At 47.0% G+C, this 16,619-nt stretch carries 17 protein-coding genes and 1 tRNA gene; 3 read left to right on the top strand and 15 right to left on the bottom strand.

Going from position 1 to position 16,619, the window contains the following annotated elements; translation table 11 throughout:
• Positions 1-28: 28 nt before the first annotated feature.
• The 6 genes from ACLBLI_RS04775 to ACLBLI_RS04750 form a co-directional block, all read right to left on the bottom strand.
• Positions 29-526, bottom strand: coding sequence for a PAS domain-containing protein (locus tag ACLBLI_RS04775; RefSeq protein WP_414830004.1), 498 nt, complete (start codon positions 524-526; stop codon positions 29-31).
• Entirely contained in the window at positions 526-1,521 is a 996-nt protein-coding gene (locus ACLBLI_RS04770; RefSeq protein ID WP_414830003.1) for a response regulator, read from the bottom strand. The genes ACLBLI_RS04775 and ACLBLI_RS04770 overlap by 1 nt, the downstream gene beginning before the upstream one ends.
• A 256-nt stretch (positions 1,522-1,777) precedes the next feature.
• Entirely contained in the window at positions 1,778-2,518 is a 741-nt protein-coding gene (locus tag ACLBLI_RS04765) for an LrgB family protein (protein ID WP_414830002.1), read from the bottom strand.
• Positions 2,515-2,886: a CidA/LrgA family protein gene (locus ACLBLI_RS04760; protein ID WP_414830001.1), complete on the bottom strand. Its 372-nt coding sequence runs from the start codon at positions 2,884-2,886 to the stop codon at positions 2,515-2,517. The genes ACLBLI_RS04765 and ACLBLI_RS04760 overlap by 4 nt, the downstream gene beginning before the upstream one ends.
• Positions 2,887-2,967: 81 nt before the next feature.
• Positions 2,968-3,873, bottom strand: a complete 906-nt coding sequence (locus ACLBLI_RS04755) for a LytR/AlgR family response regulator transcription factor (RefSeq protein WP_414830000.1) — start codon at positions 3,871-3,873, stop codon at positions 2,968-2,970.
• A gap of 10 nt (positions 3,874-3,883) precedes the next feature.
• Entirely contained in the window at positions 3,884-4,210 is a 327-nt protein-coding gene (locus ACLBLI_RS04750; protein ID WP_414829999.1) for a DUF3718 domain-containing protein, read from the bottom strand.
• A 230-nt stretch (positions 4,211-4,440) separates the two neighbouring features.
• On the opposite strand from ACLBLI_RS04750, the gene ACLBLI_RS04745 reads away from it, so the two are divergent.
• Positions 4,441-5,100: a hypothetical protein gene (locus ACLBLI_RS04745; RefSeq protein WP_414829998.1), complete on the top strand. Its 660-nt coding sequence runs from the start codon at positions 4,441-4,443 to the stop codon at positions 5,098-5,100.
• Between the two features lie 286 nt (positions 5,101-5,386).
• Here ACLBLI_RS04745 and ACLBLI_RS04740 read toward each other — a convergent pair whose 3' ends face one another.
• The 3 genes from ACLBLI_RS04740 to ACLBLI_RS04730 all read right to left on the bottom strand — a co-directional run bounded on the left by ACLBLI_RS04740 (position 5,387) and on the right by ACLBLI_RS04730 (position 7,740).
• The gene (locus tag ACLBLI_RS04740) at positions 5,387-5,716 is read right to left on the bottom strand and encodes a hypothetical protein (protein WP_414829997.1); all 330 of its coding nucleotides are present in this window, start codon (positions 5,714-5,716) and stop codon (positions 5,387-5,389) included.
• Between the two features lie 123 nt (positions 5,717-5,839).
• The gene (locus ACLBLI_RS04735) at positions 5,840-6,949 is read right to left on the bottom strand and encodes an MbnH family di-heme enzyme (protein WP_414830903.1); all 1,110 of its coding nucleotides are present in this window, start codon (positions 6,947-6,949) and stop codon (positions 5,840-5,842) included.
• The gene (locus ACLBLI_RS04730; protein WP_414829996.1) at positions 6,931-7,740 is read right to left on the bottom strand and encodes an MbnP family copper-binding protein; all 810 of its coding nucleotides are present in this window, start codon (positions 7,738-7,740) and stop codon (positions 6,931-6,933) included. Before ACLBLI_RS04730 ends, ACLBLI_RS04735 begins: the two co-directional genes overlap by 19 nt.
• A gap of 56 nt (positions 7,741-7,796) precedes the next feature.
• On the opposite strand from ACLBLI_RS04730, the gene ACLBLI_RS04725 reads away from it, so the two are divergent.
• Both ACLBLI_RS04725 and ACLBLI_RS04720 read left to right on the top strand, forming a co-directional pair.
• The gene (locus ACLBLI_RS04725; protein ID WP_414829995.1) at positions 7,797-10,529 is read left to right on the top strand and encodes a choice-of-anchor B family protein; all 2,733 of its coding nucleotides are present in this window, start codon (positions 7,797-7,799) and stop codon (positions 10,527-10,529) included.
• Between the two features lie 139 nt (positions 10,530-10,668).
• Positions 10,669-10,745: transfer RNA gene (locus tag ACLBLI_RS04720), tRNA-Ile, on the top strand.
• A 274-nt stretch (positions 10,746-11,019) separates the two neighbouring features.
• Here the strand turns inward: ACLBLI_RS04720 and ACLBLI_RS04715 are convergent.
• The 6 genes from ACLBLI_RS04715 to ACLBLI_RS04690 form a co-directional block, all read right to left on the bottom strand.
• Positions 11,020-12,042 (bottom strand): RES domain-containing protein, encoded by a 1,023-nt coding sequence (locus tag ACLBLI_RS04715; protein WP_414829994.1) that lies wholly within the window; start codon positions 12,040-12,042, stop codon positions 11,020-11,022.
• An 8-nt stretch (positions 12,043-12,050) separates the two neighbouring features.
• The gene (locus ACLBLI_RS04710) at positions 12,051-13,001 is read right to left on the bottom strand and encodes a sce7725 family protein (protein ID WP_414829993.1); all 951 of its coding nucleotides are present in this window, start codon (positions 12,999-13,001) and stop codon (positions 12,051-12,053) included.
• Between the two features lie 3 nt (positions 13,002-13,004).
• Positions 13,005-13,892, bottom strand: a complete 888-nt coding sequence (locus ACLBLI_RS04705; RefSeq protein ID WP_414829992.1) for a sce7726 family protein — start codon at positions 13,890-13,892, stop codon at positions 13,005-13,007.
• A 262-nt stretch (positions 13,893-14,154) separates the two neighbouring features.
• Positions 14,155-15,084 carry a hypothetical protein gene (locus ACLBLI_RS04700; RefSeq protein ID WP_414829991.1) on the bottom strand — a complete coding sequence of 310 codons (930 nt, stop codon included), beginning with the start codon at positions 15,082-15,084 and terminating at the stop codon, positions 14,155-14,157.
• 9 nt (positions 15,085-15,093) lie between these two features.
• On the bottom strand, positions 15,094-16,182 hold the full coding sequence (locus tag ACLBLI_RS04695; protein ID WP_414829990.1) for a hypothetical protein: 1,089 nt from the start codon (positions 16,180-16,182) through the stop codon (positions 15,094-15,096).
• Positions 16,183-16,278: 96 nt separating this feature from the next.
• Positions 16,279-16,584, bottom strand: coding sequence for a hypothetical protein (locus tag ACLBLI_RS04690; RefSeq protein WP_414829989.1), 306 nt, complete (start codon positions 16,582-16,584; stop codon positions 16,279-16,281).
• Between the last annotated feature and the right edge of the window lie 35 nt (positions 16,585-16,619).

Genomic DNA, 16,619 nt, shown 5'->3' with positions numbered 1-16,619 from the left:
AAGCGCGATTGAAAACCAAATGGGGGGATTATAAGAAAGTGCGACCTTTGCGCTCTTCTTCTTCGCTTTGATGCACCTGAAGTGCTTCAAGCTGCTTTTTACCCGCCGCAATATCCGTCATGTCGTAAATCATCATACTGATATGATCAACTACTCCATTGGCAGAGACCAAAGGAGAGAGCGTGATGTTTTGATACATGAACGGCTCACTTCCTGTAATCGGCCGGTAATTGGGAAACTTAAACAGATAGGGGCGTTGTTCCCATGTCATGAACGCCCGGGTTTTCAGTTCAAAGACCGGTCGGGCCTTCTTAGAAAACCAGGTCTCTGTAATTGAGGGAAATACGCTAAAGAGACTCTTATCACGGACGTCGCTGGGCAATATTCCGCTGTGGCTCTCCATAAAGCCGTTCCAGACTTTCACCCGATAATTACGATCCAGCACCACAATACCCACGTCCACGCTTTGCAGCATGTCCATCATCCAGTGAAACTCCTGCAATCCTTCTAAATCAGTCTGGCTCATCAGAAGTCCTCCAGCAGGTGTGCCAGTTTATCGTTCATGATCTTCATCGACTCTTCGGTAAAAAGTAAGATCAGGTCACATTGCACATTGTAGCCTTCCAGGCCGTAACTGAGCTCAATCGCCAGCGTTCGCTTCCACTTTATGCTGTTCATCGAGATAATTTCGGTAATGGCCCGATGTTGCCCCAGTACAATAGGATGCCCCTGGCTGAAATTAACATCCATCTGATTGGCTAAACCGGTAAGACAGGTACCAATGAGGATGCTGGCTGCGTCCATCAGCAGTTCAAGTTGTATCTGATCATCCACGTCATCTTGGATGTCGAGAATTTTGGCTACGTCTTCAAAGCTGGAGTCACTGAGAATACACAACGCTTCACCGCGGATCCCGCCGCCAAGAAAGCCCTGACAGACAGCCGTCACCCGCTCATGTGACTCGATGTCAGACAACATCATATGCAACTCTGACACTTCGATTAAGTTCACGTTGGGAATAGGAAGACGTACAAAAACGTTCATGATGCGGGCAAGGTGGTCACCCGCCTGCCCCATCGCAATATTGGTGATTTCCTGATAACAATCACGGATATCCGGGTCCAGCGGACTCGCCTCGACGGTGTCATCCTGATCATTATGAAGGATATGATGTTTCACCAACGCGGCTTGCAGCGTATCGGGGTCGACAGGCTTGCGGATGAAATCGATAGCGCCGAGCTGTGTAACACGTTCATATGCTTCGGGCTGAATATCACCGGAAATAACAATGGTTTTGGTGGGGTACCCGCCTTTTTTGATGGCTTCGAGGGTTTGGTAGCCATCCATGACGGGCATATTGAGATCTAGCAGTAACAACTGCCCTTTACCCTGCTGGATCGCATCTATCGCCTCCTGCCCATGCTTGGCAAAATGCACTGCGACCTCCCAATCCTGAGGAAGGCATTTCGCGACCTGTTTTCGCGCTACCAGCGAGTCGTCACACACTAACACTGAGTACATTGAGCTAATTTACCACCTTTCCATCCGATTTACCGGCTACAGCATTTTCCCATTTACACGATGAAATGCCCGATGTATTGACGCTTTATGTTATTCACTACACTGTCGCTAAGACACTGTTAAGGTATCGGCCATGAAAGCCAGTTCTGAAACTCTTTTAAGAAATAGCATTTATCTGTCAAAAGTCCATAGGCCAAAAGTGGAATAGTTGACGGAACTTGCCACCGCGAAGACTTTGCTTTGCGCTATTATCGTGTTATCCAAATAACAATGGCACAACAATCGCTGTCATGATGCCATTTAAACACAGCCCCAGCGTGGCCATCGCGCCAGTGTGTTCGTTCATTTGCAGTGCTTTGGCAGTTCCCACGGCGTGGGCCACTGTCCCCATCGCGATGCCCTGAGCCTGCAGCGAGTTGACTTTGCAAAGCCGGAAAACCAGATCGGATACTACGGCGCCGACGATTCCGGTTATGATCACAAAAACCGCAGCCAGCGCAGGTACACCGCCTATTTTTGCGCCCGCCTCCATCGCCAGCGGTGTAGTGATAGACTTTACTAACATGGTCATCTGAATAGCCAGTGGGGAATCGAAGGTGTACACCACCGACCAGGCCAGTAGCGGCGCAATGATGCCTCCTGCGCCAACAGCGGCTATCAGTCGCCATCCCAGATCTCTAACCTGATGCCACTGGTTATACATGGGGATCGCCAGTGCGACGGTTGCCGGTCCCAGCAACCAGTGGATTAAAGCGGCATTCAGTTGGTACTGACGAATATCTCCATGCACAAGCGCGATGGTAATGCCTACCCCACTGGCTGTCACCACCAGTGGGTGCACCAAGGGGCTGCCTTTGGCGAAACGATGAATTTTCAGAGCCAGAAAGTACCAGGCAAGCGTTACCGCTATCCATATCGCACCACTGACGGACAGCGTAGCATTTACTACGTCCGCAAAGTCATGATAAATAAGTTTTATGGCATCTACTGTAGTCATTTCGACGCTGCAATCCGCTTACTAAGAATTTTCTCAGCCGCCACTCCAGCCAACCCCAGCGCAACTATGGTCGAGACGAAAATGGCGCCAATTAAAGCAGCGCTGTGTTGTACAACGTCGTCCCAATACAGCCCCACGCCTAATACAGCAGGAACAAACAGCAGTGACATATGCTTGAGCAGCGGCGAAACGGCAACAGTAATGGATTGTGAGGGTTCGCCACGAATAACGAGGAAAACAAGCAGAAGCAGTAAACCCGTCAATGCGCTGGGCAACGGGAAGTCAAACAACAGCACCAGTAGCTTACCTGTGACAAAACACCCCAACAGCCCTAACCAACCTATAAGTGTCTTTTTGATGGTTTTCATTTTGCAGTCAGACAGTTATCTATGACCGCAGTGTACCACTGATACAAGGTGTTGCCACAAAGACCATGGTCGTACGATATACTAATCCAGTGGCTGGTTCTGCCAACACGCCATGTAGCAGCGACGGCTGATTTTAATCATAGTGCCGGTGTCCATTTCCAGGTAGTGCACGCCGGGGCCCTGATGCATTATTCGTCTGACTCTGCTCAGATTCACAACCACAGAGCGGTTTGCGTGCAAAAAGTTATTATTGTCCAGCCGACGTAATAACTCGGTCATGGTTGAACGGACAATATGATTCTCACCGCTGGTATAAACACACATATAATCACCGGCCGCTTCAATCCAGCAGATATCATCGGGCTGCAGACAGCACCATTCGTTTCCCGAACGCAGGCCTACCACACCTGCCCGCTTGCGACTGGCACACTGTCGACGCAACATCGCCGCTAGTGCCTCCTGATTGACACCAAACTGCTTACATAACCCCTCGCTAACCCGCTGATATTGGTCCCGAAACAGTTGGCGTTTTGCATTTTGTGTCACTTTCTCAAGACAGCAGTGCAACTGGTCCTTATGTATGGGAAGCTGCAAAAAGCCGTCAGCCATAACCTGAAATGCCGATAACGCATCGCCATTAGATGACCCCGTGACAACGCAATGCATACCGTCACATAACAGGTTACCAAGGGCAGTAATGGTAGCCTGACTGGCGAAAATGACCGCTGAAGGGTAACTGATAAGTACAGGTCTGGCATCAAGCACGGTATTACAACACACCGTGTGTACGATATCTTCATGTGCACTGAGCGCGTCCATCAGGCTTGCAGCAACGTGCTTTTCAGCCCCCACAATAACTGCCACTAATGCAAGCTGACCTACCCCCGCGCCTCGCGAGGCGAATGTGATGTCTTCTGCCAGGCCTGAAAAAAGGGCTGTCTGTGAACGCGACAGCCCAACCTCCAGGGGAAGAGTGACTTTTTTCATCGCTATCACACTATCGTTTCGCGGTCAGAGTCCGGTCGGATTGATGTAAACGTGCCGCAAGAAACTTGCCTGAATTGCCTGCACTATGCGTTGCAGCGAACGTCATCATGTTCTGACCATTACACACAAGGCCTTCATCGAGCGTGCGGTAGTTAAGACCACTGCGTTTCACCGCAAGATGCAAACGCATAGGGTTATCGGCTTTTATTGCCTTACAGATATTCACTAAATCGTTCTCTTTTTCAGCTGGATAGCCAGCGGCCTGTGCAGCGCCTGTGAAAAGGACACCAGTAGCGATAGCGGCACAAAGTGTTTTGTTGATGGTAAATGCTTTCATAATGTATTCCTCGGTTGCGAAATGCCGGGATTACTGCATGCGTCCGGCGACAGGATTACAGTAGTGAAGAAAACGTATAATCACTGTGACAAAACGGTAAACGGCGGCTATTTGAGATATTGCGATAAACGCGCTATAAATGCCGTTAAACTGACGCCTGCAACCGCCGTTTGTCGCGGGTTACACACACTTTGAAACAACCTGATTTACGTGCATACAAGGATGTAAAAATGTTAGAAAGTCAGCCGTATCATCTGATCAGAAAACAAATGCGCCCGGGCGACATTATCGCTTTTGGTGGCGACAGTCTTTTCTCCCGCTGGACAAAACTGACAACCCGTTCCGTGGTGACGCATGTGGCGCTGGTGATGCAAACCAAAATGCTGGATGACAGCACCGGCAGTTACTTTAACCAGGTCATGGAAGCTACCGTTTATGAAGGCAAAAAGGGCGTCATGACTAACCGCCTGAGTGAGCGCATTGATACCTATGATGGCGATGTATGGTGGTTACCATTAAGCGACGAGGCACGAGGGTGTTTAGAAAATAATAAAGTGGACTTTTTCAACTTCATGTACACGCAGCGGAATAAGAAGTATGACGTGTGGCAATTATTTGGGGCTGCAGTTGACTTTATGGACGACCATCCGTGGTTAGGCCGCTTCAGTTATAATGACGAGGATTTCAACAGCTGGTTTTGTTCAGAACTGATTGCAGAGGGCCTGGAAACTGCCGGGATCGTGTCTGGGGTGAACGCGTCAGAGGTGACTCCACACGATATTTGCCAGTTTAATATATATGGCGAGCGTTACGTACAGTTAAAAGGCGACGGGAAAATGATCACCGGGTTTAATTCCGTCGATGCCACTAACTGGGGCCAGATTGCGTAAAGCACTTACTTACATCGACACTCGCGAAACCGCGATGCCATGTACATGCAAAAAGCGATAAAGATAACACTTACCCTGCTGTCCGATAACCTTTCCCATATGGCGTAATAGTAAGCTCATGATGTGGTAGTATGGCGGAGACTGGCATGTTGCGGAACTTATGCGCCGGAATTTTTCATGTTGTCTGGCAGCTTGTTAAATCAAGAAAACCATCACAGCACGTACTTTGCAAAGTTTACTTAACAAAGCACGATGCCAGTGGTCGGTCAGAGGCTGCCTGACTCGCTTAAAAGAAGCTGTCCTGATGGATTTTGATGAACATCGATGTGTCTGACTTGCTGTAATCGATTTTGTACTCTTTGCCGTTGAGCGTCTGTACAAACAGCAGGGTTTTCTCATCGCTGAACACTTCACCGGCAGTCAGATCTACCAGTTCCATATCCATCATCTTTGCATCCCGTTTGTTTTCAGGAATTTTCCCTTCGTATCGCTTTATACCTTTGTAGGTGACAATAATCGGGGGATTGTCATCACCATTCAGGATGAGCAAATCAAGCTTTCTTATTTTATGAATAAGGGTGTTGCGACCGCTTACCAGAAAGGGCTTTTCTGTCATTGTTATCTCCGCGCTGGCGTGCCGTGTTAAATCAATATAAATAAATTTGAAAAAAAGATACCAAATAACGAAGGCAGTTGCACTTACTACCTTACTGATTGTAGGCAATTTCTTAACTATTGCTTAATCATTTTGGCGAAATGTCTGCGTTTTGGGTTTGGCGAAATCGGGATTATGCAAAAACTGCTGGTCGGTCAGGCTTTGCAAAAAGGCAATGAGTGCGTCTCGTTCCTCATCAGTCATGCTAAAGCCCTTAATGAACGGGCTTTTGTGCGGATTGGTGATACCTTCGCCGCGTCCCCCTGCGGCATAGATATCTATGACCTCCGCCAGTGTTGCCACGCTACCATCGTGCATATAGGGCGCAGACACCACGATATTCCGTAACGTGGGGGCTCTGAACTTACCCATATCCGCTTTATTGAACGAAACCGTATACAACCCCTGATCTGATTCAGGATAGGCGCCCTTGCCATCTTCGTTATAAAGACCAGTATTGTGAAACGGGCGCAAATCAAGCTGCTGATAGGCATGCTTAGACGACTGAGTAAAATTCACGCCTCCGTGGCAATGAAAGCACTCCATGCGTTCAGAAAAAAACAGGTTCATCCCCTGAATTTGCTGCTCACTTAACGCGTCATCCTGTCCGCCGTAGGCATAGTGATCAAACGGGCTGGAGAATGACACCAGACTGCGCACGAAGCTGGCCAGTGCTTTAACAATGTGATCCCATGAGGGTTCGGGATCACCAAAAGCCTCCTCGAACAAAAATTGGTAATACGGTGACGATAACCGCGCCAGAATAATACCTTCACTTCCTGTAACCCCAAGCTCTACCGGTCTTTCGTTAAACAGCGGGATCATTAGCTGCTGCTCAATATGTTCAAGCCCCTGGTGCGCCCACGTCAGACTGCCGTTATAGGCCACATTCACCAGCGCCAGCGCGTTACGTTCTACCTTGTCTCCGGTGGTGCCGGTAGAATGTCTGGTGGCTTCAGCAAACGCAAACTGCTGTTTATGACAGCTGGCACAGGATTGCGCGACGTTTACGCTTAACGCCTTGTCGTAAAACAGCGCCCGGCCAAGCGCCACCTTCTCTTTTGTCATCGGGTTATCTGCCGGGACTACCGGTTCAGGAATATTATAGGGAAGGTTCCATTGATAGGGTTCTGGCTTATCAGAACAGGCTGCGAGACACGCAGCCACTACCAGCGCTACTGCCAGTCTAACCATGGTCGATGCAGCAGGTTTTTCAGTAATTGACCGCAAACCGGGTTTTCCGGCGACTCAAACATACAGCCTTCGGATTGCGTGAGGTTAACCTGTGACAGCATCACCGGCACAGACAACGACAAATCCAGTTCCCAGTCCAGTTGCGTCATTGGCAGTATCATTTCCACCCGGTTGGTAAACTTACAGGCCTTTTCCGGTGGCCGCATCGCGGACTCTGACTCACAACCCACACTCCCCAGATGATATGACCAGGTTTGTGATGGCTGTTGGCTATTATGAATATCCAGCCGGATAAACTTGTGCCCCGCCTGCCATGACCAGAACATGGTTGAATCGTTTAATGGTGACGGCTGCGTCAGCGGATTGGCATGGTTTTCGGCAAACGGCAGTCCCACCATGAACCGCAGATTCGTCGCCAGCTGCATCAGCTTCTCGGAAGCGTTTATCTTTAGTTTGGTGTTACCCGCTTTATTCCCACCGCACGACGGATGGTATTTCAGTAACGCGACTTTCGATGTCTGCCACTCATTTTGTATAAACGACACCGGCTGCCACTTGCCATCAATGCGTACTTCAGGATTACTCACATAAAACCCGAAATAATCGACGGTCCAGTCTGTATCGTTAATTTTCATGGTCATCGGGCAGGTTGCGGTATCGACATGCTTGAGGTGAACCGGAATAGTGCCAGCCATGCGCTTGTCCGGGAACAAAGTATCGCAAGCGCTGAGCGTAAACAGTAAGCATACGCTGACAGCGGCGCGACTAATGACATTAGGTAAAATTTCCACTTTTTATCCTGGTCTGCTAACGTGAATTTCTTAAGAATTCAGGATGAAAAACACGAATGAATAACGGCGTAATTCCACTCATACTGCTCGCTCTTGGGATGATGAGTCAAGCAGTGCATGCACACAGCGAACACGATAAGGCACGATTTGTTGCCGCCGCTGGTAAGGATGAGGGGCGCTGTGATAACCGATTCAGGCCCTGCAAAACCATAGCCTACGCTGCACAACAGGCCAGTAAAGGCGACATGGTGCTGGTGGCGAGTGGTGATTACCCCATTACCACTCAGCAGGACCTGTTTTATCTGGTTAGCGAAATTGTGCCAGTCAAAGGTGGCTTTAGCCGCGTTGATCATTTTCAGATCCAAAACCCCGGCATGCATACCACCACACTAACAGGCGTGCCCGCCAAATATGCAGAGGCTTTGCATCAACAGGGTTTTCTGGTGATTGCTGATGGCAAGCGCGACGACAAACTTGCCAATCTTGCCTCTGATGCCATGTCACTGATGAACAGTGCACAGTCGGCAGCGCCATGTAACGAGGGCGAGTCCGCAGGTTTTGCATGCCGTAACTTGAGCTTGATGTCTCATGTCCCGCTGAATGAATTAGGGCAAAATTCCACCAGCGCCAACGATATCTGGGGCCATGTTGACCTAAACACCGGCAAGGAATACGCCATTATCGGGCTGCGTAACGGTGTGTCTGTGGTGGATGTTACCGATCCTGAATCGCCGGTTGTTGCGGGCAGCCTTTCCGGTGACTGGACGACCTGGCGAGATATCAAGGTGTATCAGTATTACCACACCGCCTCACGCGAGTGGCGAGCGTATGCCTATATTACCGCCGATAATGCCAGCGAAGGGTTGTGGATCATCGACCTTAACGATTTGGAAAATGGCATCAGCGAAGCCGGCAGAACCAATGATGACAGCCGCGCCCACAATATCTATATTTCGAACGTCGATTACTCACTAAATATCGCTTTGCCCGGCACAACGCCGCAAATTCATATCACAGGCTCTGAAAATTATGGCGGAGCGTGGCGCTCTTACACATTAAAGAACCTGCAGTCTCCCGGTGCCAGCTATTTGCCTGAAGGCCTTGACCGTAGCGACTACACACATGACGCATCCTCGTTGTTTATCACTGATTCCCGAGCCACTACTGACTGCGTGAATGGCGATGCGAGCGGCTGCCTGGTGATGCTGGATTTCAATGAACAAAGTATGCGAATCTGGGACCACACCCTAACCGACAGTGCTGCAGAACTCTCCTCTGTCAGCTACCCAAATGTGGAATATACCCACAGCGGCTGGTGGACCGAAGATGGCCAGTACGCCATTGTTCACGATGAACTGGATGAGTCCTATGCCGGTCTGAATACTACGGTGCATTTTTTTGATATCAGCAGCCTGACCAACCCACAACTGGTAGCGACATGGACAGGCGATACCACTGCCATCGACCATAACGGTTTCGTTCGCGGCGACAGATATTACATGTCCAACTATGAAAAAGGGTTAACGGTACTGGATATCAGCGACCCCACTGCCCCGCTGGAAATCGCGAATTTTGATACTTTCCCAAGCTCAGACAATACCGCCTTCAACGGCGCATGGGGCGTGTACCCTTATCTACCCAGCGGCAACCTATTAGTCAGTGACATTCAGGGTGGCCTTTATGTTATCAAGGACAACTCTGTTGCCATGGAAGACAACCAGGTGAGCTTTGAATCAGACGACATATCAACAGCGGCTGACGGCACCCTTAATGTTACGGTGACGCGCACAGGCGATGGCGCGATGTCAGTGTTTTACAATACTCTGTTTGGCTCTGCCAGAACCAACGACTTTACCGCAGCAGACGGAGAGCTTAGCTGGGCAGCTGGCGATACCGACGCCAAAACCATTAGTATTCCCGTTGCCGCAAATGTCAGCACTGAAACGTCTGAAAGCTTCTTTCTGAGACTGTACAACCCTCAGGGTGGCTCAATCACACCGGGCAAAGGGTTAACACAAATCACAATAGTCGGAGAAGACAATGTCAGTACCGGCGTTGTGAGTTTCGCCGCAGCCGAGAAAACCGTGCTTGAGCCGAACACCGAACTTGCACTGGAGGTAGAGCGCCAGGGCGGCAGCAGCGGCCAGCTTACTGTAAATTACGCGTTGCGTTCAGATACATCCGTGGTTAGCAGCGACGTTGAAGATAATAACGGCAAGCTGACATGGAACGACGGCGAGGCTGGCATGAAAACCATCATGCTTACGCTGATTGACGATGACGAAGAAGAGGCTGAAGAAACATTTTTCGTTGATCTAACGGCATCCGATGAAGGGCTTTTCGGCGACTATGCCAGCATTGCGATTACCATTAAAGATGACGAGTCTAATGAAGCGCCGGTAGTCAATGCGGGGAACGATCAGACCGTGAACGCAACCGCTACCGTTACCTTGATGGGTACGGCAACCGATCCGGAAAATAACCTTGTGAGTGTGCAGTGGTCTCAAACCGGTGGTGACAGCGTTACTCTGCAAAATGCTAATGCTGAAGAATCGTCTTTTTCTGCACCATCAGAAGCACAAACACTCACGTTTTCGTTAACCGCGGTGGATGAGTTCGGCGTAGAAAGCACTGATACCCTGACCGTTGACGTGGAATCTAACGAAACAACAACGGTAATCACACCACCGGTTAATAATTCCTCCGGCTCAGGTGGCGGAAGCACCAGCCTTCCACTGTTACTGGGGCTGGGTGTATTTACTCTGATGAGAAGAAAGAGACGAGGCTGATAAATCGGTCTGACCTGGTTGCTCGTAATTTGGTCAGACTGCACATTTTGCACCTGAGATGGGGTGACAAGGCAAAAAAAACTGCTTATACTGCGCCCCGCTTGTAAAAACATTCGTTTTTACATCAGAACACTTCAAAGGCCCCATAGCTCAGTTGGTTAGAGCATCCGACTCATAATCGGCAGGTCCCCTGTTCAAGTCAGGGTGGGGCCACCATTTTTCCTACGCTTCAACGATAGTTACTACTAACCTGTTCTGGTTGGTGCTACCTCTGTGCTACTTGGTACCTTATCACAACCTAGCTCAACGATAATATTTTTCGCTTCAATTGTCCCGTATCTATCAACGTTATAAAGGTCTCTGTAGTTCCTCCTCCATTTCTGTATTAGAGGTATACAGCTCCTTCTTTGCAATTGATATCTACCTGTGCTTTTGTACGCACAAACATCAATCAACATTAATGTGACCTCATTAATAAATAACAAGAACTTTAAATTTCTTCTGATATCGAAACACTTACTTGTTCAACCCGGCGCTGCCCTATCGCTCGAATAACCGCCTTTGACTGGTCAAATAGCGCAAGGTTGAATCCAGCACTTACTGAGCTGCTATAGATAACGCCGTCATACCGACTTTTCTTAATAAATTCACACAAATATTGACTTGGCGTATAGTCAAAAGCGGCAGCCATTTGTCTTACAGGGCGCGTAAGCTCATGCCCTAAACGCTCTAAAAACACCAGGTCAGTTCGCATCATTCCAATGTCTTGTTCATCTTCCAGCATAAAAGGAGATACAGACCGTCTTGGCGCTCGCAAGTCGACCAGCTTAAGTATGTTTGGTAGGTCAAAACTCGCAACGCAGGTCATGTCACCAGTATGAGGTCTGATTTCCGATATTGCTGTTTCGACGGTTGAGCCCAAATAAAGATATGGGATCCCGGCAGGATTAGCTCGACCATGAGATGCCACCTTCGAAGGGGGCGCGGACATTTCTTCGTTCGTGAAAAGCTCGTCTTTTGTCTTTGTACGGGCACGAAACCATATGTTCTGTAACTCATTGGTACCTATTGATATGTGCGACAAAAGCTCTTCAAGACGATCCAAGTCAATCTCTGTCTCAGGGAAATACCTATTTTTATGCATCAACTCAAGTCGAAGCTCTTCCCATTTCCCAAGCCGGTTTGATCTATAGAGTTCTGAGGGCACAAAACTTTTACGCACAAACTCACCATCATCGAGTACATCAGCAAGTAACATCTGTACTTGAGCTATCGTCATTCGCTCGTGTGCAAATAAGCTCCAATCGTTTTTGAGTAACTCAGCTATTAACTCGCCTTGTTCACTCATATCGTAGGTATTAAGCAGAGAGGCAAATTTATCTTCTAACTCAGACGGTGCGACAAGAGCCACATTGCGAGAACCACAGTAATCACATACACCAACAGCTTCTGATAAAAATTCGATATGGGACTTGAGGCCGCTATCGCCAAAACAATTTGGACAACAGTTCATTATAAAACCTACTTGTCTTTGAAGTAGTCAGCGAGAACTTCTATGTGATGCTGCATCGAGAGCTTCTTAACGTAGCCTAAGCCAGGAAAGTGCTTTCTTGTGTGAAAGTCACGAAACTCTGCAATCGCATTTGTAGCCAGAATCTTGGAATCAGGTTCATCCAATTTGTGAATTAGTTTATTCAGGGCTTCCAGAAACTTCCCTGCGGGATCTTGCGGTGTATCCTGGCGGTCGGATATAAAATGATAAACAAACATTGCATCATCTTGTTCATCGTCAATAAATGTTAAATGTATTGCAACCGCATAAGCAGGGCCACCACTTTCAGAATACTCATCTCCCACAATAAGGAAGTCGCCAAACCCTTGCATGTTTTCCATCAAATAAGTTGCATGCAGATCAGAGAAAAACTCAACGTCGGGATGCTCTCTGTTTTTCCGCTTTTCAAAGCCGTCACGGATCAGGATTTTCGTGGTAGCACTAAAAAAGTATTTCTGATAAAGCTTGCCCGCCTTATCGTCATAGAAACAATGAGTAATATCGTTAAGTTTATCCCCGAGAGCCTGACTTAACGCTTTTGCGTTAGAAAACCCGGAATGAATGAGTGTAAGAGCATGATTTTCATGTGTTTGGCAACAGCTCGTTGCCTCTTCTAATGACATGTCGCCGGTCAGAAGTATTCCCGCAGAGACACCGTCTTCATCTTCAAAATGGTCTGCCAGAAGTTGTGTTAATGAATCTCCGTTACCGGAATAGTCACCATGGAAAGGGTTTACGATAACAACTGCTTTCCCTCCCGCCTCAACCACAGCCTCTAAGGCTCTTTTAAGTCCATTAAGTGTTTCTTTTACCGGCTCAATAATAGGGACGAAGTTGGCCTGCGCCATTAACTCAGCATTATTTCGAATGGTAATTAGCTCATTCTGCTTACCACGAAAATAAGGATAATACATCGCCATTTTCTACATCCACTGTAACGCTTCATCTAACGGCGTATTTACCGCATCAATAAGCCTTTGTTGATCTGACTTTCTTATTGGAGTTGTTAATGCTGCAGAACGTAGTGACAAAGGAAGGTTTTCAACAACCTGCTTTAATGGCAACAGGCTACGAGTTTTTTTCAAAACCTCTACCAAGCCTTTATGTGCTTCCGTGGAGGATAGTTTAGAAAAGGCTTCTTTATACACTGCATACTGTTCGGTGTTTGGCACATCAGGGCACTCGACACTAGCTTTATTCAGAATCAGTTTTGCCTCATTAATTCTTAGCGAATCAAAAATAGCAGAAGAACAAGTACGTTCCGGTAACTCCTGAGCTCGTCTTACCTCAGAAATATTGTGCCCACTAGTCAAAACATTTATACCCACATCTTCCGGAACACTATTTAAAACAGCATCCAGATGATTTTCGCCTGTAATGACATAAACCTTAGCAAAGACATTGCGGTACGCTGAGACCTGCTTGGTAAGCCTGGTCAGTGAGTCACGCTCTGACTTGATTTCGTAAACGGTTCCGGTGCCGTTTAAAATGACAACATCTGCTTTGCAATCACCTACTCTGAACTCTGTCAGCATCGACGCTGTATTTAAAGAGTGGCGGCCAAGCAGTACATTTTGGGTTAAAGCAGATTTATAAACGTACTCATGTCGGTTATTTTTCTTTTTCAGAATAGAGAAAGCATCCTCAAAGGCATCAGCAACGTTTCCTTGTGATTTCTGAGATATTCCCCCTGCTTCACTAATCAGCCGAGCAAACAGCGGAGACTTACCTTTGCGCGCAAGTTCCTTAACAACGCTGGAAGAGAAGAGCCTGGATATGGCTGAAATGTTGTAATCTTGATATAGGTTCACAGTAAAATATTGTTATAGCTTTTAACTACTCCATGTATTCTTCAAGTGTATTGTATAGGGTGTTAATTGCAATGAAAATACGGCTGAGGTGCAGATTTTGACTGTATTCTTAACCTTACCAACAACACAGATGCAAAATATCTTTTAGCGCAGTGAGTTACACCAGTGATACCCGGTTACTTCAGCTTTATTACTACGTACTATTCCAAACAACCTTATTGAATCGCCTTTTTTATTCTATATTGCCTGACAAAACATTTAGTCACTCCTGAATACTGCATATATCATCTTCCAGTTGACTCAGTAGCTCCATCGCTCCAAACGTATACAATACAAGCTCCAGAGCATCATCATCTGCACTGCTATTTCGGTAAAATGATAGCTTGTCTAAATCGCAATCAATCAACAGAGTATTCAAAACCTTCTTTAGGGACCTGAATTTTGAAAACAGTTGCCCGTTCTGCTCCAACGGAAAAACGGTGTTAGCGAGCTTTGACTCTTCAATCAGCAAGCTCCTCTTCACCCGTTCAAATTCAGGCCTGAATGATATAAGCATTTTTTCCAGTTGAGCCAACCTGCCGTTGTCAGACCAGGCTCTGTTCCATGTTTCACTCCATTCATGGGGAGACACCCTTGCATGACACTGAAAAAACGACCATCTAAACGCCTTGGCATCACTTATTTTCTCTTTTGGCGAAGGTTGTCCAAAAACACTCTCAAAGCTTGAGCAACAATGGTCTGCCTGCTTTAACAACTCTTCAAACTCACCCTCTGACGGTATTGGCCCGCCACTACGAACGATTTCAAACATCACATTATGAAGATAGCCCGAACCATTCGTTGCTGCCTGAGCGTGGCTGGTTAGCATTTCAGCAGTATCGAATAAAACATGCCTTAAAGGGCGCGGGTCTTCTCCAACAACGGAACAATTGTCGTACTTCTGTATTTCTTTGGCCCAGTTTACAAGGCTGGAGTAGGCAAATTGAGAAATTTTGAATATATTAGGCTTTAACTCTTCAACAGCGTGCGTGAGTTGCAGAGACGCCGAACTGTGGTGTGTTGCCAGTGCGCTGCGCGTTGCAAGAAATTTTGATTCCCTGGTTATTTTCAGTGCAACAATTGCAGTTATAGCGGCTGCTATACTTGCTCCTGCAGATAAAAAGGAAGGTAAAATTTTCAGCCATTCGCCCATCTATTTACTCTACTTCATAGTGGAAGGCAGCACAGGCTTTCCCTTAAGCTGGTTTTCGCTAGTATTAAACTTTTCCATGAGATCGACAAGAGTATCTTGCAGCCAAGGGACAGCATAGGGTGATACTCTTACTTCTTCTATCAGAAAACTTAAATCAAGGGGTAAGTTTACGCCTTTGGGGTATCGTTCAATGTTGCTTTTGATGAGTTGCCCATCTCTTGCATATGGCTGTTCAGAATCCATCAGTTCAGAAACAAAACCATGGTCGGTAAAACAAAGCCTGAATTCATTCTCGAATTTATATGGGTAGCTTTTGCAAAACACATGTGAGTTAAAAAAACCGGAACTAGCGGGCCGCTCGGACTCATGATCTAAATATTGAATCATCCCTCCGGATATAGTGAAATCTTTATTCTTACCCACGGAATCAATCAGTCTGCCTACGGAAGTTCTTACCGCGACGCTATTGTCACTATCACAGTAAGCTTTCCACATACCATATGACTCGTGTTCATCTTGATTCCAACAAGAGACATACGAATTATATACAGATACCTCGGATAATTGTTTACTCATTTCAATTTGTGACTTAACTATTAAATCCCGAGGTATCTTGGTCATACCCGGTTCAGGTTGACCACCGAATTGATGTTTTCCTTTTCCAATATACTGAGGAGCCCAAGAAGTATTAAGGATCTGCTCTTCCTCATCGATAAGGGAGAGACGAGGAACCTTTCCTTCCAGCGGATCCAACGCCCTATTCTGATCCAATCTGGAAAGCCAAATTCCATTAGAGGATATAAGTGACAAGAATTTTGCTAATCCCATGTAACGCCACAACGAGGCATCATTACTAAGCTGCCTTTTCCCTCCATGCCATTGAAATGGCTTTTTTTCGCAACACTTACTCGACTTAATAATCTCTACATTAGCCGATGCCGCCCAATCTAAAGTCGCTTGAAATTGTTCGGAATCTGACTCTTCCACGTTGAAGTTGTGTGTAGATTCACCTTCCTTCACAGAAACGTTCAAATGCCTCACAACACCGTTAATGGCTCTTTGATCTGTCACATACTTAACCTGCAACAGCGAGGTCATTTTATTCTTTACTAACGTTAAAACGTTCACTAACGTATTCTCTCAAAATATACGTAGTCCATCCTAAAAAAGTCTCGGATAGCATTGAGATGCATGTCAAAGCTTCTTCATCTGCTTTAAAAACGCGACTATCTTCCCAGTATTTATAGGCAGCTCTGATACCTTCATTCTCTGCCAATACGCCAGAACATCTCTAGTGTGTGAGTTCGGTTCAGGGGCTCGTCCTGGACTCGTTTTACAATCTCCCACAGGTAAAGCCAGGTTCACGTCTCCCTCGATGATTCGAATTATTACGCAGACAGATGTACCTTGAGCATGCAGCTCTCTAACTGTGTTGTGGATCCAGTTTTCATGGATTTCATCAACGTTCTTTTCTTCGCCGTTAATACTAATCCGAATCATAATTCTCTCCCTGATAGGTATGTGGTTATGTGTTC

The organism is Alteromonas sp. H39 (assembly GCF_047556435.1).
Classification (GTDB): domain Bacteria; phylum Pseudomonadota; class Gammaproteobacteria; order Enterobacterales; family Alteromonadaceae; genus Alteromonas.
Note: the sequence above shows the minus strand (reverse complement) of the source record. Positions and strands in the feature narration are given on the sequence as shown.

Excerpts from the sequence above, each read along its gene's own strand:
- ACLBLI_RS04775 (WP_414830004.1), bottom strand. The coding sequence starts at position 526 with ATGAGCCAGACTGATTTAGAAGGATTGCAGGAGTTTCACTGGATGATG.
- ACLBLI_RS04770 (WP_414830003.1), bottom strand. The coding sequence starts at position 1,521 with ATGTACTCAGTGTTAGTGTGTGACGACTCGCTGGTAGCGCGAAAACAG.
- ACLBLI_RS04765 (WP_414830002.1), bottom strand. The coding sequence starts at position 2,518 with ATGACTACAGTAGATGCCATAAAACTTATTTATCATGACTTTGCGGAC.
- ACLBLI_RS04760 (WP_414830001.1), bottom strand. The coding sequence starts at position 2,886 with ATGAAAACCATCAAAAAGACACTTATAGGTTGGTTAGGGCTGTTGGGG.
- ACLBLI_RS04755 (WP_414830000.1), bottom strand. The coding sequence starts at position 3,873 with ATGAAAAAAGTCACTCTTCCCCTGGAGGTTGGGCTGTCGCGTTCACAG.
- ACLBLI_RS04750 (WP_414829999.1), bottom strand. The coding sequence starts at position 4,210 with ATGAAAGCATTTACCATCAACAAAACACTTTGTGCCGCTATCGCTACT.
- ACLBLI_RS04745 (WP_414829998.1), top strand. The coding sequence starts at position 4,441 with ATGTTAGAAAGTCAGCCGTATCATCTGATCAGAAAACAAATGCGCCCG.
- ACLBLI_RS04740 (WP_414829997.1), bottom strand. The coding sequence starts at position 5,716 with ATGACAGAAAAGCCCTTTCTGGTAAGCGGTCGCAACACCCTTATTCAT.
- ACLBLI_RS04735 (WP_414830903.1), bottom strand. The coding sequence starts at position 6,949 with ATGGTTAGACTGGCAGTAGCGCTGGTAGTGGCTGCGTGTCTCGCAGCC.
- ACLBLI_RS04725 (WP_414829995.1), top strand. The coding sequence starts at position 7,797 with ATGAATAACGGCGTAATTCCACTCATACTGCTCGCTCTTGGGATGATG.
- ACLBLI_RS04715 (WP_414829994.1), bottom strand. The coding sequence starts at position 12,042 with ATGAACTGTTGTCCAAATTGTTTTGGCGATAGCGGCCTCAAGTCCCAT.
- ACLBLI_RS04710 (WP_414829993.1), bottom strand. The coding sequence starts at position 13,001 with ATGGCGATGTATTATCCTTATTTTCGTGGTAAGCAGAATGAGCTAATT.
- ACLBLI_RS04700 (WP_414829991.1), bottom strand. The coding sequence starts at position 15,084 with ATGGGCGAATGGCTGAAAATTTTACCTTCCTTTTTATCTGCAGGAGCA.
- ACLBLI_RS04695 (WP_414829990.1), bottom strand. The coding sequence starts at position 16,182 with ATGACCTCGCTGTTGCAGGTTAAGTATGTGACAGATCAAAGAGCCATT.
- ACLBLI_RS04690 (WP_414829989.1), bottom strand. The coding sequence starts at position 16,584 with ATGATTCGGATTAGTATTAACGGCGAAGAAAAGAACGTTGATGAAATC.